Source organism: Thermococcus sp. (genome assembly GCF_026988555.1).
Lineage (GTDB): Archaea > Methanobacteriota_B > Thermococci > Thermococcales > Thermococcaceae > Thermococcus.
This window is the reverse complement of sequence record NZ_JALSLB010000029.1, coordinates 1-19,368: the sequence shown is the minus strand read 5'-3', so window position 1 is coordinate 19,368 and position 19,368 is coordinate 1. Positions and strand designations below refer to the sequence as shown.

The window sequence follows — 19,368 nt, the reverse complement described above, 5'->3', positions numbered from 1 at the left end:
CTCTGTGAGGTGATGTTTTTGAGATACACGATAAACCACAGGCCGAGCTTTTCTCTGCTTGAGGTGGAGCTCTCCCAGGGGGAGGCCATTCAGGCGGAGGCCGGAGCCATGGTGCACATGAGCCCCACCATAAAGATGGAGACAAAAGCCAAGGGAGGCGTTTTTGGCGCTTTAAAGCGTTCAATGCTCGGGGGAGAGAGCTTTTTCATCAACACGTTCCGCGGGCCTGGGACTCTGGGGCTCGCACCGTCCTATCCCGGAGATATAGAGGGGCTAGAAATCGACGGAACCCTCTATGCCCAGAGCGGGGCTTTTCTGGCCAGCAGTGAGGGGATACGCATAGATACCAAGTGGGGAGGGGCAAAGACTTTCTTCGGAAGGGAAGGCCTTTTCCTCCTCAAGATGAGTGGGAAGGGTATGGTATTTCTCTCAAGCTTCGGGGCGATATACAGGAAGGAACTCCACAACGAGCATTTTGTTATAGATACCGGACACATGGTGGCCTTCACTGAGGGACTGGACTTCAAGGTAAGGCGTGTTGGAGGACTTAAGAGCACGCTCTTCAGCGGGGAAGGATTGGTGGCGGAATTCCACGGCACGGGAACTCTCTACATACAGACGAGGAGCATGGACAGTTTTATAAGCTGGATAATCCCCCACCTGCCGAAGGGCAGGGACTGATTTTTATTTGGAGTGATGGAAGCGCCGTACCTCTATAACCTTCTCCTTTTTGTTATCGTCCATCATGGCGTCCACAGCTTCATGAATATTGTCAAAAGCTAGATAGTACCTTTTTCCATCCGCATCCTCTATGAGCAGGCCGGAATTCGAGATGGCGTAGGATTCCACATACCCGTATGCACCCCTGTATTCTCCCAGCCTGTACCGGCCAAAGGCAAGCCCGTTGACCCTGACCTCAAGCACCTCATTGGGCTGTGCCCTTCTGAAGTCCTTAACAGTGATCCTGATGTTTTTCTTCTTTGTCTCAACAAAAAGAACAGTCCCATCTCCTTCATGCCTCACAATGACCCTCCGGGGAATATATTCGTCGAGGTAGTGCTTCATCTTCACAGCCACGAATAAGATGATAAGAAGAAAAGGCGTCAGCACCACCAGCAGCGGAATCACCGGGAACACCTCCGGCGCTTAATTAAAAACCCTTAATTAAAAAAACTAATGATCAGGGCTTCCTGACCACGAACAGCGCATGATCCTTCTCGTAGGGCTCAAGGGAAAGCCGTTCGAGGACTTCGAAATACTCGCCGAGTTCTTTCTCAACCTCCCTGAAGACCTGCTCTGGCTCCTTCGTCACGTCAATGCTCCTGCTCTTCACGGAAATCATTCCATAACCGCCGCTCCTGAGGTATGCCCTCGCATTGTCTATAAGGATTTTCGCCTGAGTGGGCTGTGCTACATCTTCGAATATGACATCGACCTTTGTGACCAGCGCCCTGTACTCCTCCGGTTTTGTTGCATCGCCGAGAATCGGGATTATGTTCCTCCTTTCCTCAACCAGCGGCACGAGCTCCCTTAAAACCCTCGGCGAAAATTCTATTCCGAAGATTCTGCCTTCCCAGCCGACGATGTCGCTAACATGGGAAGCAGTTGTTCCGCTGGCGATTCCGAGGTATAAGACTGATGAGCCGGGCTTTATTGGAAAGTTCTTGAGTCCTTTGAGTATCGCCGCACCGAGTTTGGACCTGTTCGGGTTCCAGATACGGTATTCCTCCCCCTCCGACCGTATTAACCTCTCGCCGTAGACTTTCTGACCGGGCACGAGGTTCTTGGTGGCTATTCTCTCACTCCCGTCCTCGTCCACGAATATGTAAACGCCGGGAAACTTGTGGGCTTTGATCCTCATTTACCTCACCTCTTCCTGCCTTTCTCATTTTTCTTTTTCCCATTCTTCTCGCCCTTCTTACTCCTGCCCTTTTCTTTCCTACCTTTAGGCCCTTTGCCCTTTTTCTCGCTCTTAAAGAACCTTCTCTTCTCCTTCTTCGTGCCCTTTGTGGGCTTTGTCTTTTTCTTTGGTGGGTTGGGGTATTTGCCCTTTATTTCTTCAATTCTGGTTTCTACTTCCTTCTTCAATTCCTCCGCGATGTACTCACCGGAGAAGTAGTCTACGCGTGCCGCTATTGCGAGCTTCCCAGCCAGAGCCCTAGCGATTTTGCCCCGCTGCCACCACGGTGAGCGGTTTATGGCTGGATACTGGAAGATGATCCCATGTTTGGGCGGCTTTGCACCACTTCTGAGGTGTCTGAACAGGGCTTTCTCGGCTCCAAGAACCTGTATGGTTGATGCAGGCATCATCGCCAGCTCCTTCAGCCCTCCCGCGAGGCTTATCAGCCTTGCAGCCAGCTTCGCCCCCACGAGTCCCTTCATGTTGGGGGCTACGTCATCCATAGCGGTCTCGAGGTAGTCTTCTATCCCCCTCCTGAGACTGTAGAGGTCGTCTACCTCGCTGGCCAGCCTCTGGATTATGGCCATATCGAATTTACCCAGCGAAGCACCCATTGAGTTTCTGGCCGCGTTAGCGATCTTTTCAGCCTTCGCTTCATTGAAGCCCAGCCCCATGAGCCTTTCCTTTGTTGCGTTGTTTCGGTCGCCCATGCTCTTGACAAACGTCACGTACTGCTCGTGCTTCGGGAGAATCTCGTCGAGTTCGGGGAAATGGAGGCCATACCACTCCCTGAGGCGTGATATCAGTAGGTTGTTCACCTTATCTATATCATCAAGTGCTTCTATGGCTTGGATGACCATCTTGTCCCTCGCGCCACTCTGTTCCTGAATGCGCATCCTGGTGAGCGCCACACCGGCTTTGAAGTATCTCTCGAACCAGTCTTCTCCAAGGAACTCGGCTGGAGACCTTCTGAGGTTCTCCCCCGCGGGGTTCGGAAACTCACCGACCGCATTGTACCCCAGCTCCTTCAGCTTCCGCCCCAATTCGGGGCTCTCAACAACGAACTCATCGTATCCATTTGCGCTCAGCTCATCCAAGAATGAGAGTAGCTCTTCCACGGGCTCTCCTTTGAGGAGCCCTTCAAGGCTCGCCTCGGGAACCCCTGAGAACTCCAGGTGCTTGATGAGGTTACCGTCCTCGTCAAAGGCGTAAATGCCCCCGACGTTTTCAGCGATGTACGCTTTCATAGTTACCACCCTTTGGTTTTTTGCTCTGCTGGTATAAAAGACATACCCCTTTTTAAGGCCTACCTTTAGAAAAAGGGGTGGGAGAAGGGGTTCAGTCCTCCCAGGGCTCCCTGTACTTAAGCGCCCAACCAAATTCCTCTTTCAGAATGTCTATTGCCGCCGATGGGGGTATTATCCCGCGCTCGGTTATAATAACGTCAACGTATTCGGGGGGAGTGACGTCGAACGCTGGATTCCAGACCTCGATGTTCTTCGGCCAGGTCTCGAGCTCCTCCTTGGGAATGACCTCGGTCGGGTCGCGCATCTCTATCTCAACGAGCTGACCGAGCATCGTCTCGGGGTGGAACTTGTAGGTTTCGGCCGCTATCATGGTCCATATCCTGTGCTCCTTGGCGGTGAGGGCTATCAAAGCGGTTCCAATCTTGTTTATCACTGCGCCGTTAACCGTTATGCTGTCCGCGCCCATGACGACCTTGTCGGTCATCTTCATGTAGTGTCTCGCCGCCGAGTCCACAACGTATATGACGGGTATGCCGTAATCGGCCAGCTCCTTCGCCGTGATCTTCCCCTGCCACCGGGGTCTTGTCTCTGTTACTATGACCTTTATCCCCTTTCCCATGTCCCAGGCTCGCTTCATAACGCTTATAGCCGCTTTGCTGTGGCAGTGAGTCATTATAACGTCTCCGTTTTCGACGCGCTTTGCTCCATAGTCGCCGATCCTTTCAAGAGACTTTTCTGAGTTGTGGATGAATTCCTTGGCGGCGTTTACAACCACGAACCTCAACTGGTCCAGGGAGGCGCTGCTCGCGTAGGCAACCTTGCCCCTGTGCATGACGTATCGAAGGGCGTTCGGGAGGGAGACCGCGGTGGGCCTTGTCTCGTACAGCACCTTGGCCGCCGCCTTCATATCCTTCCAGAATTCGTCCGTGTTCGTGGCACTGCTCTTCTCCGCCTGGATCTGGAGGGCATAGGCGGCGGAGCGCGCTATCTTCCCCGCTCCCCTTATCTTCATGTTCCGGATCTCCTCCGCTATCTCGAGGACCTCTCTCACTACAGTCATCACTAACACCTCCACGTAATAACCCGTTATGGCGGGAGGGTTTATAGATGTTTTTATGGTCACTGGTGCATTATAAAGAGCCTTGATGTTCATTTGAGCTTCACACGGCTTTCTTTACAAAAGTAAAGGCGGCTAACGCTTATTGCAGAAAGATTTATAACCAATCGCCGCCATCCTAATGATGTATAGAATTGAGGACGTGTTCAGAAGTGTTCATTTTAATGGGGGGATAGAAGTGGAGGAAAAGCTGATGAAAAAGCTGGGTTCGGGATCATTGAACTTTGAGTCGTTCTTCTCAGAAAAGGCACTGGGCATGAAGGCGTCTGAGGTTAGGGAACTTTTGAAGCTCGTCGAATCCTCCGACGTTATAAGCCTCGCAGGGGGCCTCCCCGCCCCTGAGACCTTTCCAGTGGACGTCATCAAGGGGATCGCCGTTGACGTTCTGGAGAACCACGCCGACAAGGCCCTCCAGTACGGCACCACCAAGGGTTTTACACCCCTTCGCCTCGCCCTTGCTCGGTGGATGGAGAAACGCTACGGGATTCCAATGAGCAAGGTCGAGATAATGATCGTCGCCGGTTCTCAGCAGGCCCTGGACCTTATCGGCAGGACGTTCATAAACCCAGGTGACGTAATACTCGTCGAGGCCCCGACTTACCTGGCCGCTATACAGGCCTTCAACTACTACGACCCCGAGATGATGGGCGTTCCCATGGATGATGAAGGCATGCGCGTTGACGCCCTTGAGGAGAAGCTGGAGGAGCTCGAACGGAAGGGGAAGAGGGTAAAGCTCGTCTATACCGTTTCCACCTTCCAGAACCCTGCGGGTGTCACGATGGCTCTCAAGAGAAGGAAGAAGCTGATAGAGCTCGCCAGTGAGTACGACTTCATCTTGGTTGAGGATGGTCCCTACAGTGAGCTCAGGTACTCTGGTGAACCGGTTCCGCCGATCAAGCACTTCGATGAGGAGGGCAGGGTGATCTACCTCGGGACCTTCTCCAAGATACTGGCCCCTGGGATGAGGATAGGATGGATTGCGGCTCATCCACATCTTATACGGAAGATGGAGATAGCCAAGCAGAGCATTGACCTGTGCACCAACACACTCGGGCAGGCTATCGCCTGGAAGTACGTTGAGGAAGGGCACCTCGACAGGCACATCCCGGAGATAGTGAACTTCTACAAACCGAGAAGGGACGCCATGCTTGAGGCTCTTGAGGAGTACATGCCTGAGGGGGTCAGATGGACGAAGCCAGAGGGTGGAATGTTCGTCTGGGCAACCCTCCCGGAGGGGATAGACACGAAACTCCTCATGGAGAAGGCCGTCTCAAAGGGCGTTGCTTACGTGCCTGGTGAAGCGTTCTTCGTCCACCGCGATGTCAAGAACGCGATGAGGCTCAACTTCACCTACGTGCCGGAGGAGAAGATACGCGAGGGGATTAAGCGGCTTGCGGAAGTTCTTGAGGCGGAGATAAAGGCCCTAAGGACCTGAAGGCCCCTTTCCCTTTTGTTATCCTTTCAACGTACGTTGCTTGGAAAGCTTTTTATGCTTCCATCCGACTTTTGATGGGTGGTCAAGGTGCGGCCTTTAATTGGGATCGTTGGCAGAATGGACTACTCCACCGGGAGACTCTTTCTTGATAGTACCCATCTCCGCAACGTCATCTCTGCGGGCGGTTTGCCCTCCGTCTTCGGTGTTAATGGCAGTCCCGAGGACGTTCTGAAACACGTGGACGGCATTCTTCTCATAGAGGGGCCGGATGTGCACCCCAGGGCCTACGGGGAGGACCCCTCTGAGTCGATAAAATACGTTGACGTCGCCAGGGATGAGTTTGAGATTCGACTCGTTAGGCTGGCCGTGGAGGAGGGGATTCCCCTTCTCGGGATCGGCAGGGGGATGCAGGTGATAAACGTCGCACTCGGCGGAACCCTCTATCAGGACGTCAGGGAGATTCCGAAGGCTATAAAGCACGACTGGGATCCTGATAGCATGGATCCACGCCAGCGCGTTCATGGACTTAGAATAAAGACCAGCTCAATGCTCTACGAGCTCCTCAAGGAGGTTCTGGATATAGGGGGTACCAACGAGGTGTTCATGCGCGTCAACAGCTTCCACCATCAGGCCGTGAAGCGTGTTGGGGATGGGCTGAAGCCGGTCGCGTACGCAGATGACGGCCTCACCGAGGCCATTGAGGGGGAGGGAAACTTCGTGATCGGACTTCAGTGGCAGGCCGAGTACCTCCCCGAGATGGATGTTCTTTTTGAGGCGTTCGTCCGGGCAGCCCGGGATTATCGCTCCGAGAAACTGGAGCTCAGCCGGAGAGAGATCGAGGCGGAGGTCAGGGAGGAACTAAATGGGAACCGTCACAGCTCGGATACGAATGATACCCCTCCCGACATGAGCCAAACGTAATCCCGGCGTTCTTTATCATTCTCTCTGCCTCATTCAGAATCTGAAATCGCAGCTCCCTGGGAAGGTACCTGTATTCTCCCATCCGGTCTCCCTTTTCGTAGAGGGGGTTTAGCTTCTCCATGAGCTCCGGGAACTTGGCCTCCATCCTTTTTCTGATGTCCCTCCTCAGCTTCAGCGTTGATACCGTTATATGGCTGACGAACTTCAGGGCGCTGAGGGTCACCCCAAAATCTTCCCAGGTGTAGAACGGGATTATCGGATCTATCCGTGCGTAGACTGGAATGCCTGCCTCTCTCGCTTTCTTCAGTGCTTGGATTCTCTCCATGGGTGATGGGGCGTTTGGCTCAAGAAGCCTCGACTTCTTTTCATCTACGGTGGTTACCGTTATTCCAACGGCGCACTTCATTTCGCCCAGGAGGTCGAGGTCCCTCTCGAAGATGTCGGATTTGGTCAGGAGAAGACAGCGGGCGTTGTAGCGCTTTAACAGCTCAAGAACCTCCCTGGTTATGCCCAGCTCCCGCTCTATCGTCGGGTATGGATCCGACGAATAGGACAGCGCCACGATGTACCTTTTATCCAGCCTCCTCAATTCCCTCTCCAACGCCGGCAGTAGACCATCCTTGGTCCTCACGTGGAATGCCTTGGGAATGTATGAGGTGATGTAGCAATAAACGCAGGCGTGATCGCAGCCGGTGTAGACGTTGAGGGTATACTTGGAGGGACATGTGCAGAGCCTTGACTTCCAGGGGTCAAAGGGCCTGAGGTACATGTGTTAAGTTTTCAAAACTCATTTAAACCCTTTTCTTGAGTATGTCAGGGGGTTAGAATGACAGGAGAGGTCAGGGGTAGGGTGGAATGGTTTAAAGATATGCAGTTCGTTGGGAGGATTGAGGAGGACAAATGCTCTGTTATCCTTGGGGAGGGGGGTATAAGCCCCATGAAGCTCCTGCTTTTGAGCGTCGCCGGTTGCACCGCGTACGACGTTGTCATGATACTGCAGAAGATGCGGGAGCAGATATCGGGGCTGGAAGTGGAGATAAGCGGCGAGAGGCGTGATGAACATCCCAGGATTTACAAGAGGATCCACATCCATTACAGGGTACACGGCGATGTCTCTGAGGAGAAGGTTAGACGGGCCATAGAGCTCAGCCAGGACAAGTACTGCTCCGCCTCCGCGCACGTGAAGTTGAGCGGGGCCAAGTTGACCTACAGCTATGAGATAATCCGCTGATTCTTGTTCTTTTACTCTGTGTTCAAAATACAGAATTCAAAATAACTAATATAAAATAAGTGCAAAGGGCATCAGACGTTGTCTTCCCTCTTCTTTGTGAGGTACTCGTGTATGGCCTTTGCGGCCATCCTCCCGTCGCCCATGGCTAGGATAACGGTTGCCTCACCCCTTATTGCGTCTCCGCCGGCGAAGACTCCCGGGATACTGGTCATGAGGTTGTCATCAACGATTATCCTTCCGCGCTCTACCTTTAAGCCGGGCGTGTTAACGATGAGTCTGTTCGGGTGCTTTCCGATGGCTATGACTACCGTCTCGGCCTCTATTGTCACGTATTCCCCTGTTCCGATGATCTTTCTTTTTCCCCGTTTGTCGCGCTCGTCGAGGGCCTTCATCTTCTCGAACTTAATGGCTTTGAGGTTACCCTTTTCATCCCCGATGAACTCCACGGGGTTGAGGAAGAACTTGAACTTTACTCCCTCTTCCTTGGCGTGGTGGACCTCCTCGACTCTGGCGGATACGTCCTCCGGGCCGCGGCGGTAGGCGATGGTGACTTCGGCACCGAAGCGCCTCGCGCTCCTTGCGGCGTCCATGGCGGTGTTTCCGGCACCGATGACGACGACCTTCTTGCCGACCTTGACGGGTGTGTCGTACTCCGGGAAGAGGTAGGCCTTCATGAGGTTAACGCGCGTGAGGAACTCGTTTGCCGTGTAGATTCCGTTGAGGTTTATGCCGGGCGCGTTGATGAGCCTCGGGGTTCCTGCGCCGGAGCCTATGAAGACGGCGTCGTACTCTTCCAGGAGCTCCTCGACGGTGACGGTCCTCCCAACTATGTGGTCGGTGAGTATCTTAACGCCGAGCTTCAGGAGCTTGTCGATCTCCTTCTCGACTATATCCTTGGGCAGTCTGAACTCTGGGATGCCGTACATGAGCACTCCGCCCGCCTCATGAAGGGCCTCGTAGATGGTAACGTCGTAGCCGAGCTTTGCAAGCTCTCCGGCGGCGGTGAGTCCTGCCGGTCCGGCTCCGATGATGGCCACACTCTGGCCTTTCTTCTCGATCTTAGGGATTATCTCAAAGAGGAGCTCCTCGTCTATGCCTTTTTCGCGGGCGTAGTCGGCCACGAAGCGTTCGAGCTTTCCGATGTTTATCTTGTCACCGACCTTACCCATGACACAGTTCATCTCACACTGGTCCTCCTGCGGGCAGACACGGCCGGTGGTTGCTGGCAGAGAGTTGCAGGCCCAGATGACGTTTAAGGCTTCTTTAACGGCCTTGTCAGGGTCGTCGCGGTACTGGACGAGCTTACTTATGAAGCCCGGGATGTTGATGTGGACGGGGCAACCCTTTATACAGGGTGCGTAGTCGTAGGGACACTGGAGGCAGCGTTCGGCCTCTTTTGTGGCGAGTTCAAACGTGTAGCCGAGGTTGACTTCAACGAAGCTCTTGACCCTCTCCTGGGCCGGCCTCTCCGGCGTCGGAATCCTCTCCCTGATGATCCTCCTTCTAACCGCCATTACTGCTCACCCCCCTGGAGGGCCTTCATGTACCCCTGCATGGCCCTCTGCTCCATATCCGTGTAGTAGCCGCTCCTCGCTATGAGTTCGTCCCAGTTCACCTGGTACGCGTCGAACTCCGGCCCGTCTATGCAGGCGAACTTAACCTCGCCGCCGACGGTGACACGGCAGGCGCCGCACATTCCGGTTCCGTCCACCATTATCGGGTGGAGGTCGGACTTCATGGGAATACCGAACTCCTTGACCACGTTGAAAACGGCCCTCTGGTCCCCGGCGGGGCCGACCATGAAGACCGTGTCGTACTCTTCCTTCTCAAGCATCTCGCGCACCTTCTCGACGAGCCTCCTGGTGACGTTCTTCATGTTGGTCGGGAAGTCGAGGTTCGGGTCTATCGGGACGGTCTCAAGGATGTGCCTGCCGACGGCCTTCTCCAGCTCGTCCTTGAGGACGACCATCGGCTCGAAGGTGACGTGGAGCGTTGTCACATCGTTCCCGAGTTCCTGCCAGGCCCTGGCTATCGGGTAAACCTCGACTATTCCGGTGTAGGCACCGATGGCCAGTATCTTCCCGAACTTCTCCATCTCGGCCGGGTTTCCGAGCGGGCCGGCGATGTTCAGCATCTCATCGCCCGGTTTCAGCTCGTTGGCCATCCTCATGGTGGTCCTTCCCCTGATGAACGTCACGAGCACGATCCAGCCTTCATCCCTGTCCCACATGACGGGTGTTAGGGGAATCCTCTCCCCGTTCTTGAAGGCCCTGACTATGACAAACTGTCCCGGCTGGACCTTCTTGGCCACGTGGGGCGCGTGGACCTTGTACAGTATGTTCCTCATGGAGAGCTCTTTCTTTTCAATTATCTTGTATGGCACAATGAACACCTCCGTACGCAGGTTCAAACTTGGTCATCTGAAGGTTTGCAACCTTGAGTGCTTATAAATATGTTGGTAACTAAAGGTTTGGTACTCGGCGGACCATGAAAAATGTTAAGAATTGCTTGGCTGTGGATTAATGAGGTGAAGGAAAATGCGAACCGTGGTTTACTACGCTTCCATCGTGCTGAGCAGTGTGGCCCTGTTCTGGCCACTCTTCTACGGGCGTTTCCCCGAGCTTAGGAAACTGCCGGGTGATCCCTCTGTACAGGCGGTCGGCGGTCTGCTTCTGTTCGGCGCCCTAGCTTATATGACTTACATGGATGGAGACGAAAAAGAGGTTACAGCTTCCTGAGAAACGTTATGTAGCCCGTGTGGGCCAGCATTGTTGTTCTGGGTCTTATGCATTCCTTCTTTACTTCTTGCTCTCTTACTAAGACCTCGACGACCCTCGGTTTGTAGAAGTGCTCCCGGTACTCCTGAAACGCCTGGAAGAACCGGTGAACTTGATTGGCGCATGGGGTGTAGGCCACGAAGTAGCCGCCGGGTCTGAGAACCTCAACAGCGTGGGGAAGGACATTCTCTGGCTGGGGCAGGTCGAGGACTATGTGGTCGGCGTACTCTTCCTCTATGCCTTCGTAGATGTCCTTGAGCTTTATGGTTACTCTGTCATCGAAGCCTATCCCCTCGATGTTCCTTTGGGCGATTCTGGCAAAGTCCTCACGCAGTTCGTAGCTGATGACCCTTCCGTTTGGTCCAACGGCGTTGGCGAGGAATATCGTGAGCGCGCCGCTCCCAACGCCGGCCTCTACCACCGTATCGCCGGGAGAGATGCCGGCGTAGGCTATGATTAGGCCAGCGTCCTTGGGATGAACTATCTGCGGCCCGCGTTTCATCTTCTCGATGTAGTCCCTCACGGTGGGACGCAGGATCCTGAACTCCTTCCCTTTGTGCGTTTTTATGCTCTCGCCGTAGTCCTTCGCAGTGAGTTCCCCAAGCTTTAGAATTCCCAGGTCAGTGTGAAACTCCCTCTCCTCAACCCTCACGAGGTAGCGTTTTCCCCGCGGGTCTATCAGTAGAACCATCTCGCCCATCAGCGGCAAAGACCTCACCTCCTTTTTTCACGGTGACTTCATCCCCCGACAGTTCAAAGATCATGGATGAAACTTCCTCAATGATTGCCATCGTTTCATCCGGCAGTGCATTCCGGTTTACAAGGTGCACCCACGCCCAGTCCTCCACGGGTAGTGTGCTCAGTCCTGTTAAGAGTGATCTGATAGCTCCGTCTCCCCCAAAGCGCAGGTACATGGCCAGGCCGAACGTCACCATGTAATCCGGTTTGGTAGGTGAGTTCACGAGTCTGTTTATGACACTGTGGTAGCTTTTGAGTGCGCTCTGGGGCTCATAGGTCGGGACGATCTCATCTATTACCTCGCCGCAGCTTCCTCCCCCCGGCCCCACTTTGATTACTTTGAGCTCCTTTATCATCTCCAGGGTCTTGGAGTACTCTCCTCCACTTATGCCCCGGACGTAGTTTCTGAACATCACGTCCCCGATACCAAAGAAATCCACAACAACGACATTTCTCTTGCCCATCAGGGCGGGAATCAGAACACCCCATGAGAAACGCTCCATGGGATAGGTTGAAGGGTACTCCAAGATGATCATGTCTCCCCTCCTGGCCCTTCCGAGGAGATAGGTCCCGAATGAGGATACGTTCAAGGCACTCACCAAAAGGGTTTTTAACCGCCGGCTTTTAAATCTTTTAGGTGGAGGAGATGAAGAAGTTCGTGATATGGCCCAATGAGCTCGATTCAAGGCTTAGCAGGCGTTATGGGCGGGCCGTGAGCAGAGGAATATCAGTTAATGGGCCCAGACTGTCCGAGATCGTCGAGGCGGCGGAGAGCCTTGGAATGAAGATCCTGGAATCGGAGCCCACGAAGCTTAACCCCCGACTCGCGGGTCTTGAAGAGGAGTACCAAACCCGCGGGATGCTCCGAGTGGAGAGCCGGCACCCAAAAACCAAGAGTCTTAAGATGATTGCCCAGAAGATCAAAGAGATCAGGGATACCAGAGCCAAGGCTAAGAAACCCAAATCCAAGAGGAAAAAGAGGTAGCTCACTCTTCTTCCATCTCAACGACTATAGCGGTCGTTGTATCAATAACACCGTCTATGTTGTGTATATCGTGGAGTATCTTTCTGGTGAGTTCCCCAAGGTCGTTGGCCTCTATATGTACGATTGCATCGTACGGGCCCGTAACGGCGTCGGCCTTGGTAACGCCTGGGATCTGCTTGAGCGCCTCTATGACGCTCTCGACCTTTCCAATCTCAACTGTCAACAAAACATACGACCTGACCATTTTTCATCACCCGGGAAAGCCTTTACATTTCTATTTAGCGGCTATCTCATTTAAGCTTTTCGCAGACGCTTCTGACACCTCTCCCCTCTTGGATTATAGCTAAGTCCCTGCCAGCTGGAGAGAATATCTGTGGATTTCGTGTATCCTTTTTGGAACGGGCTTTCCGCCTGTTGGCTGGGTTATCTGAGAGACGGAGTATACCGGCATCATTGCGTTTCGGTGGTACGATACGGTGGACGTGCACGGTTCGTGGATCTAAACGTCTATTGTCTGTACATAGATGAACGTTTATAGCACATTGAACCGAAATGCTTATTATTGATACGTCTAAGATTTCAATGCCCATTACGTGTTAGGGGTGGGGTTATATGAACAAGCGTGTTTTAGGAGCTCTGTTTTTGGTGGGCCTTATGGCCCTTGCCGTAGTTGCCAGTGGCTGTATCGGGGGGGGTGGGACCACAACAACCCCCTCAACGACAAGCTCTAGTTCTAGCACCGCAAGTGCAACTTCAAGCCCCAGCACCACAACCACGGCCTCGCCGTCCGAGGCGGTTAAGTATATCGAATCTCACCTTTCGGCGGCCCGTGTTATCGGGACGGGGCACTACGTTGTTGTGGTCGGTCCTGAGGGGACTGGTGCCAAGGTTGGAAGCCTTCCCAACAAGCCTGTTATAATAGTCTCCTACAAAGAGAACACCGCAAAGACCAAGACCATCAAACAGCTTATGAACGAATCCCAGGGATTCGGTGAGATAAATCCGGCGTTCCTACGCGACCCGGATATGGATGCCCTGATTCAGGTTGCGAGGAAAGTGACCGATCCTAACGTTAGGGCTGGCCTTTACAACGCCCTTGAGGTTCTCGCCAACAGGGGACTTCCTGAGATTATCCTGGGTGACAACAAAGCTGCCCGTGTTTCGTGGAACTGGGTCCACAACTGGTACTACAATCCGGTCCTGGCCCCGCGCTGGGACCTTGTTATGGAGGATAAGAACGCTCCGACCGTCAGCACCGGTATCGGGAGCTACAACAACCAGCCTGGTGTCATGTCCATAGCCACCTTTGGATGGCCGAGGTCCTTTGATCCGGCGTTTGATTACGAGACCTTCGGGTGGGAAATCTACCACAACGTCGGCGATTCGCTGGTTACCTACTGGAAGAACGAGACCACCAAGATTGCGCCGGATCTTGCCGTTGCGTGGGCCCACAACAAGGACGGGACCGTCTGGTACTTCGTCATAAGGGGTGGTGTCAAGGCCTACGACCCGAAGACGGGTACCCTCTACCCGGTTAACGCCACCGACGTTGAGTTCGAGTTCTGGCGCGTCCTCAGGGGCGGCTATTCCGTCAGCTGGATGCTGAGCACGTACACCAACCTGAGCGCCAGCTACGCAATGAGCGATCAGGAGTTCGAGCAGGTTCTCAAGAACGGCGGCGTCATTGCAGATTTCAACGGCAAGACCAAGGACGTAACGTCCATACAGGAGCTCCTCAGCTTCTTCGGGTACAGCGGACAGACCGCGGGTGTCTACAAACTCGTCCTCCCGCACCCGTATGGAGGTATCCTCAGCGTCCTTGCCGACCCGTACCTCATGGTCATCCCGGCCAAGTACATGCTCGGCGACAAGTACGACGCAGCCATGAAGGCGGCGGACTGGGGTAAGAAGCCGGACGCATGGAACAACTACGTCCAGAAAGGTTCCAATGACCCGATACACAAGATGCTGCAGGACAACATGATAGGCGTTTTCACAGGCCCATTCTACATCAAGGAGGCAAAGCAGAACAGCTATCTGGTTCTCCAGAGGAACCCGCACTATTGGAACGCCACCATGTGGAGCCAGATCGAGCAGAAGAACCCGAACTTGGTGACGACCAAGACGGTCATCTACATACTCTCCAACGATGCCAACACGCGTATAAGCCTCTTCCAGAAGGGCACCGCCGATATAGTTGCCGTCCCCCTGACGAGGCTCAACGCCGTTGAGAACCTCCAGCTCCAGGGATTCAAGTCAAAGATTGAATCCTTCATCACCCCGGACATGGTATTCATTGTTCTTAACGCCCAGAAGGAGCCGATGAACAACAAACTCGTCAGACAGGCACTTGCCTGGGCCGTTCCGTACCAGCAGGTGTACAAGTCGGTTTACAACGGATACATGGTTCCGAACTACGGTCCAATACCGATTGACTGGCTGGGCTACACCGAGTACAACATGACCAAATACTCGTACAACCTGCAGAACGCTCTTAACCTCCTCAAGAAGTCAGGTATAGACCCGACGAAGTACACCATAACCATCTACTACAACAGCGGAAACACCCAGCGCCAGCAGCTGGCGTCGTTGCTTCAGAACAGCTGGGGACAACTCGGCTTCAAGGTATCGGTAACGCCACTATCCTGGCCGACTCTCCTGTCCAAGACAGGCAGCGGTGATTTCCAGGTGTACATAGTTGGATGGGCGCCGGACTTCCTTGACCCAGATGACTACATCGGACCCTTCCTGCAGAGCGCGGTGGTGTTCGACAGCCTGAACTACAAAGTTATAGGTAGCTGATCTTTCTTTTTTCCATGTTTTTACGTGTTTGTGATTGCCGTTAACACCGAAAACGTGAAAGGGGGATATAAATGGCGGGCTTAGGAAAGTTCTTGGTAAGAAGGAGTCTTACCTTTATCCCTACGTTAATAGGAGTCACCTTCATAGTTTTTATAATCGCGTACGTCATCCCCGCTAACCCTGTGAGGGCGTGGGCGGGGGGCGAAAAGGCCACTCAATCCGCTGTGGAGCTCATAAAAGCGGAGTATCACTTAAATCAGCCCTGGTACGACCAGTACCTGTTTCTGATCAAGGGGCTTTTTACAAACAGCCTTCTTGACCCCCTGAACCAGGTGCCGGTGTTCACCAACATCGGCAACCGCTTTATAGTGACTTTTCAGCTGGCACTGTTCGCTTTCTTCTTCGTGGTGCTCATAGGGCTCCCCTTGGGTATAATCTCGGCGCTCAAGCGCAACTCGATAACGGATATGGTCCTTAGAATCCTGGCCCTGGTGTTTATCTCAACGCCAATCTACGTCATGGCTTACCTCTTCATCTGGGTTTTCTTCATCCACTGGAATCTAACGACGCTCGCGGGAATACCGCCCGCTCCCCATCATCAGATAACTCACATTCCTGTAATAGACTCCATCTTGACCCTCAACTGGGGCAACTTCGCGGAGCAGGTCAGGCGTTACTGGCTTCCAGGTTTCACCCTTGGAATAGCTGCCGCAGGGGTTCTGATGAGGTTCACCCGGAACTCTTTCCTTGAGGCGTACAGCAGAGACAGTACCCTCTTCCTCAAGGCGAAGGGTGTCCCGAAGGGCAGGCTCTACAGGCACGTCCTCAAAAACGCCCTGGTTCCTGTCATAACCATCCTGGCTCTCCAGTTCGGAGGGCTGCTTGCTGGGACCCCAATAACCGAGACGATATTCAACCTCCCGGGAATAGGCCTCTACGCCCTTCAGTCGGTGATGTACCTGGACTTCCCCGCGCTCATCGGTGTCACCTTCCTGTACGCAATAGTCTTCGTAACGGCCAATCTGGTGGCGGACATACTCTACGCGCTGGTTGACCCAAGGGTGAGGTTCTGAGGTGGTTCAAATGGGAGATGACACAAAGGAACCGAAAGAATCATACGAGGAGAGGGAAGAGTACGAGATGTCCATACTTGACCGGATAAGCGACAAGCTCATAGATGGTCTGGCCGTGTTTATAAATCTGTTTAAGAAAGACTGGAGAAGGAGAAACCAGTCCAAGATACAGGAATGGAAGTTGATGGCCTACGCCCTTAACCGGTCCCCTCCGGCGCTTCTGGGCCTGGTAATAGTCGTGGTGTATATATTCTTTGGCATTGTGGGACCGTACCTCGCGTCTTGGCCCTACGACTTCTTCCCTGTCATGTACAACTCCACGTCAAAACTCGCTCCCCCAGGCACGAACGTTTTCCTGAACGTTACCATGGTCAAGAACTGGCACGTTATACATTATACCACAACTGTGCACTACTCGATCGGTTCGGACCTCTTTGGTAGGGATCTTCTTAGTGTCCTCCTGGCGGGGGCCAGAACCGCCCTGGTGCTGGACATCTTCATTATCATGATAGGACCAACGTTCGGTATAATGCTGGGTCTGATAGCGGGCTACCACGGCGGTGCCGTCGATGAGATAATAATGCGTATAACGGACATGTTCCTGGCATTCCCCGGTTTGATACTGGCCATCGCACTATCGGCTGTCCTACCGGGGAGAATTCAGAACTTCCTGAATTACCATGCCTTCGCCCAGACCCTGGTCCTCAAACTGTTCGCACTGCAACCAAGGGACGTTAACAACCTCGGAAAGCTACTGGCGGTCTTCGTCGCCCTTATAATCGTTTGGTGGCCAGGGTACACAAGAATAACCCGCGGTTCAACGCTGACGGAGAGGGAGAACCTGTACGTTGAGGCTGCTAGGGCCATAGGTCTGCCCTCTAGAACAATAATGTTCAGGCACATACTGCCCAATATAATCGGGCCGATACTGGTCATGATAACGATGGACTTCGGCGGGGTGATCCTGACGGAGGCTGGTCTGAGCTTCCTGGGGCTAGGAGCTGTTCCACCAATCCCTGACTGGGGTAACTTGATCAACCAGGGCGCTCAGTACTTCCCACAGGCGTGGTGGCTTGTGGCGTTCCCCGGTATCGTCATAGTCACCGTGGTACTGGGGTGGAACCTCCTCGGCGATGGACTCAGGGACATCCTCGATCCGAGGACGAGACGCAGCATGGAGTTTAAGGTGAAGAAGAAAGGTGCCGCGGGTGGTGAGAGTAATGCCTGAACCCCTGGTTGAGATCAAAAACCTCAGCGTGTACTTCTACACCTACGCCGGTATAGTCAAGGCAATAGAGGACGTGTCCTTTGACATATACCGTGGTGAAACCCTCGCCCTCGTGGGTGAAACCGGCTGTGGAAAGAGCGTGACCTCAAGGTCGATAACCCGTCTTATAGAGAGCCCGGGCAGGATAGTGAACGGGCAGGTCGTCTACCACAGAGCGGACGGCTCAACTGTTGACCTCCTCAAGATTGGGGAGGAGGGGATAAGGGAGATCCGGGGAAACGAGATAGCCTACATATTCCAGGATCCCCACTCCTCGCTCGATCCCCTCTATACCGTTGGATACCAGGTTGGGGAGGCCATGGAGGTTCACAACAAGGTGAAGAACATCAAGGAGGGCATTGCTAAAGCGGTTAATGTTCTCCGTGAGGTCATGCTTCCGGACCCGGAAAGTAGGGTAAAGAACTACCCCCACGAGCTGAGTGGAGGAATGAAGCAGCGTGTTGTCATAGGAGCTGGAATAGCCAACAACCCTCGCCTCCTCATAGCCGATGAACCAACGACGGCGCTAGACGTTACGGTTCAGGCTCAGATACTTGATCTGCTCAATGAGCTGAAGAGGAAGTACAACGCGACCGTCCTGCTTATAACCCACAACCTCGGTGTCGTTGCGGAGACCGCCCAGCGCGTCGTCGTCATGTACGCGGGCAAGGTCGTTGAGATAGGGACGGTTGACCAGATCTTCCACAACCCCTTGCACCCCTACACAGCCGCACTTTTGAAGGCCGTGCCGAATCCTCTGGGAGAGATAGAAACTCTTGAGAGCATTCCGGGAACTGTTCCGAACCTGATAACACCTCCATCTGGCTGTCGCTTCCATCCAAGGTGCCCATTCGCAACCCAGGTATGCAGGGAGACGGTGCCAGTGCTGAAAGAGATCGAACCGAACCACTTTGTAGCCTGCCACAGGTATTGAGGTGAGGATTATGGAACCAGTGCTCAAAGTTGAAAACCTTAAGAAATACTTCCCGGTCAAAAGCCTCTTAAGAACGATCGCATGGGTGAAGGCGGTCGACGGTGTTAGTTTTGAGATATACCCTGGTGAGACTTTTGGCCTCGTTGGCGAAAGCGGTTGCGGAAAAACCACCACCGGCAGGACGATACTGAGGCTGATACAGCCAACGTCGGGTAGCGTGCTGTTCGGGGGAAAGGACGTCACGAAGCTCAAGGGCAAGGACCTGCTGTGGTTCAGGAAACATGCCCAGATAATGTTCCAGGACCCTTACTCCTCACTTGACCCGCGTCAGACTGTCTTCAGCACCATAATGGAGCCGGTTAAATTCCACGGCATAACTGTCGATGACCCCGAGGAGTTCGTGATAAAGCTCCTCGAAAGCGTTGGGCTCAACGAGATGCACCTTTACCGTTATCCCCACGAGTTCTCGGGCGGTCAAAGGCAGAGGATAGCTCTGGCCAAGATCCTTGCCCTCAAGCCGGACTTCGTGGTTCTCGATGAGCCAACATCGGCTCTCGATGTTTCGGTGCAGGCGAACATCCTGAACACCCTCAAGGGGCTGCAGAAGGAATACGGCTTCTCGTACCTATTCATAAGCCACGACCTCGGCGTCGTCAAGTATATGAGTCACAGAATGGGCGTCATGTACCTGGGTAAGCTTGTTGAAGTCGGACCGGCCAAGAGGATATTTGAAAACCCGCTTCATCCCTACACACAGATGCTTCTCTCTGCGATTCCTGTGCCCGATCCGGAGCTGGCCAGGACAAAGAAGAGGATGGAGGTCAGGGGGGAGCCACCAAGTCCGGTAAACCCGCCGAAAGGCTGCCGCTTCCATCCCCGCTGTCCCCTGGCCAAGGCAGGCCTCTGCGACAGGAGGGAGCCACCACTAATCGAGGTTGAGA

At 53.8% G+C, this 19,368-nt stretch carries 21 protein-coding genes; 11 read left to right on the top strand and 10 right to left on the bottom strand.

Translation table 11 applies throughout. From position 1 onward, the window contains the following. Positions 1–18 precede the first annotated feature (18 nt). The gene (locus MVK60_RS04015; protein WP_297436723.1) at positions 19–681 is read left to right on the top strand and encodes a TIGR00266 family protein; all 663 of its coding nucleotides are present in this window, start codon (positions 19–21) and stop codon (positions 679–681) included. 3 nt (positions 682–684) lie between these two features. On the opposite strand, the gene MVK60_RS04010 is transcribed toward MVK60_RS04015, so the two are convergent. From MVK60_RS04010 to MVK60_RS03995, 4 genes are all read right to left on the bottom strand, one after another. After that, positions 685–1,128: a hypothetical protein gene (locus tag MVK60_RS04010; RefSeq protein ID WP_297436715.1), complete on the bottom strand. Its 444-nt coding sequence runs from the start codon at positions 1,126–1,128 to the stop codon at positions 685–687. A 52-nt stretch (positions 1,129–1,180) separates the two neighbouring features. Continuing rightward, a complete protein-coding gene (locus MVK60_RS04005) occupies positions 1,181–1,861 on the bottom strand; it encodes a fibrillarin-like rRNA/tRNA 2'-O-methyltransferase (RefSeq protein ID WP_297436713.1) in 681 nt (226 codons plus the stop codon). A gap of 5 nt (positions 1,862–1,866) precedes the next feature. Next, on the bottom strand, positions 1,867–3,147 hold the full coding sequence (locus MVK60_RS04000) for a C/D box methylation guide ribonucleoprotein complex aNOP56 subunit (protein WP_297436711.1): 1,281 nt from the start codon (positions 3,145–3,147) through the stop codon (positions 1,867–1,869). 91 nt (positions 3,148–3,238) lie between these two features. Then, positions 3,239–4,207 (bottom strand): ribose 1,5-bisphosphate isomerase, encoded by a 969-nt coding sequence (locus MVK60_RS03995; RefSeq protein ID WP_297436709.1) that lies wholly within the window; start codon positions 4,205–4,207, stop codon positions 3,239–3,241. Between the two features lie 235 nt (positions 4,208–4,442). Between MVK60_RS03995 and MVK60_RS03990 the strand changes: the two genes are divergently transcribed. Then, a complete protein-coding gene (locus tag MVK60_RS03990; RefSeq protein ID WP_297436721.1) occupies positions 4,443–5,699 on the top strand; it encodes a PLP-dependent aminotransferase family protein in 1,257 nt (418 codons plus the stop codon). A gap of 78 nt (positions 5,700–5,777) precedes the next feature. After that, positions 5,778–6,620: a gamma-glutamyl-gamma-aminobutyrate hydrolase family protein gene (locus tag MVK60_RS03985; protein WP_367270835.1), complete on the top strand. Its 843-nt coding sequence runs from the start codon at positions 5,778–5,780 to the stop codon at positions 6,618–6,620. Here the strand turns inward: MVK60_RS03985 and MVK60_RS03980 are convergent. Then, on the bottom strand, positions 6,547–7,389 hold the full coding sequence (locus MVK60_RS03980; protein WP_297436707.1) for a radical SAM protein: 843 nt from the start codon (positions 7,387–7,389) through the stop codon (positions 6,547–6,549). The genes MVK60_RS03985 and MVK60_RS03980 overlap by 74 nt on opposite strands. A gap of 57 nt (positions 7,390–7,446) precedes the next feature. On the opposite strand from MVK60_RS03980, the gene MVK60_RS03975 reads away from it, so the two are divergent. Continuing rightward, complete coding sequence (locus MVK60_RS03975) at positions 7,447–7,851, top strand: OsmC family protein (RefSeq protein WP_297436705.1); 405 nt, start codon at positions 7,447–7,449, stop codon at positions 7,849–7,851. Positions 7,852–7,922: 71 nt separating this feature from the next. On the opposite strand, the gene gltA is transcribed toward MVK60_RS03975, so the two are convergent. Both gltA and MVK60_RS03965 read right to left on the bottom strand, forming a co-directional pair. Beyond that, complete coding sequence (gene gltA, locus MVK60_RS03970; RefSeq protein ID WP_297436703.1) at positions 7,923–9,365, bottom strand: NADPH-dependent glutamate synthase; 1,443 nt, start codon at positions 9,363–9,365, stop codon at positions 7,923–7,925. After that, complete coding sequence (locus MVK60_RS03965) at positions 9,365–10,234, bottom strand: sulfide/dihydroorotate dehydrogenase-like FAD/NAD-binding protein (protein ID WP_297436701.1); 870 nt, start codon at positions 10,232–10,234, stop codon at positions 9,365–9,367. Before MVK60_RS03965 ends, gltA begins: the two co-directional genes overlap by 1 nt. A gap of 154 nt (positions 10,235–10,388) precedes the next feature. On the opposite strand from MVK60_RS03965, the gene MVK60_RS03960 reads away from it, so the two are divergent. Further along, the gene (locus tag MVK60_RS03960; RefSeq protein ID WP_297436699.1) at positions 10,389–10,589 is read left to right on the top strand and encodes a hypothetical protein; all 201 of its coding nucleotides are present in this window, start codon (positions 10,389–10,391) and stop codon (positions 10,587–10,589) included. Here MVK60_RS03960 and MVK60_RS03955 read toward each other — a convergent pair. Both MVK60_RS03955 and MVK60_RS03950 read right to left on the bottom strand, forming a co-directional pair. After that, positions 10,576–11,337, bottom strand: a complete 762-nt coding sequence (locus MVK60_RS03955; RefSeq protein ID WP_297436698.1) for a tRNA (adenine-N1)-methyltransferase — start codon at positions 11,335–11,337, stop codon at positions 10,576–10,578. The genes MVK60_RS03960 and MVK60_RS03955 overlap by 14 nt on opposite strands. Next, entirely contained in the window at positions 11,270–11,965 is a 696-nt protein-coding gene (locus MVK60_RS03950; protein ID WP_297436696.1) for a biotin synthase, read from the bottom strand. The genes MVK60_RS03955 and MVK60_RS03950 overlap by 68 nt, the downstream gene beginning before the upstream one ends. Before the next feature lie 47 nt (positions 11,966–12,012). On the opposite strand from MVK60_RS03950, the gene MVK60_RS03945 reads away from it, so the two are divergent. After that, on the top strand, positions 12,013–12,351 hold the full coding sequence (locus MVK60_RS03945; RefSeq protein WP_297436717.1) for a signal recognition particle protein Srp19: 339 nt from the start codon (positions 12,013–12,015) through the stop codon (positions 12,349–12,351). Position 12,352: 1 nt separating this feature from the next. Here the strand turns inward: MVK60_RS03945 and MVK60_RS03940 are convergent, their stop codons facing one another. Then, complete coding sequence (locus tag MVK60_RS03940; RefSeq protein WP_297068224.1) at positions 12,353–12,595, bottom strand: Lrp/AsnC ligand binding domain-containing protein; 243 nt, start codon at positions 12,593–12,595, stop codon at positions 12,353–12,355. A 368-nt stretch (positions 12,596–12,963) separates the two neighbouring features. On the opposite strand from MVK60_RS03940, the gene MVK60_RS03935 reads away from it, so the two are divergent. The 5 genes from MVK60_RS03935 to MVK60_RS03915 form a co-directional block, all read left to right on the top strand. Then, positions 12,964–15,153, top strand: coding sequence for an ABC transporter substrate-binding protein (locus tag MVK60_RS03935; protein ID WP_297436693.1), 2,190 nt, complete (start codon positions 12,964–12,966; stop codon positions 15,151–15,153). Between the two features lie 71 nt (positions 15,154–15,224). Then, a complete protein-coding gene (locus MVK60_RS03930) occupies positions 15,225–16,226 on the top strand; it encodes an ABC transporter permease (protein ID WP_297436691.1) in 1,002 nt (333 codons plus the stop codon). Between the two features lie 10 nt (positions 16,227–16,236). Further along, the gene (locus MVK60_RS03925) at positions 16,237–17,454 is read left to right on the top strand and encodes an ABC transporter permease (protein WP_297436689.1); all 1,218 of its coding nucleotides are present in this window, start codon (positions 16,237–16,239) and stop codon (positions 17,452–17,454) included. Further along, the gene (locus MVK60_RS03920; protein ID WP_297436687.1) at positions 17,447–18,427 is read left to right on the top strand and encodes an ABC transporter ATP-binding protein; all 981 of its coding nucleotides are present in this window, start codon (positions 17,447–17,449) and stop codon (positions 18,425–18,427) included. Before MVK60_RS03925 ends, MVK60_RS03920 begins: the two co-directional genes overlap by 8 nt. 10 nt (positions 18,428–18,437) lie before the next feature. Continuing rightward, positions 18,438–19,368, top strand: a 931-nt coding sequence (locus tag MVK60_RS03915; RefSeq protein WP_297436685.1) for an ABC transporter ATP-binding protein, incomplete at its 3' end; no start/stop codon positions are given.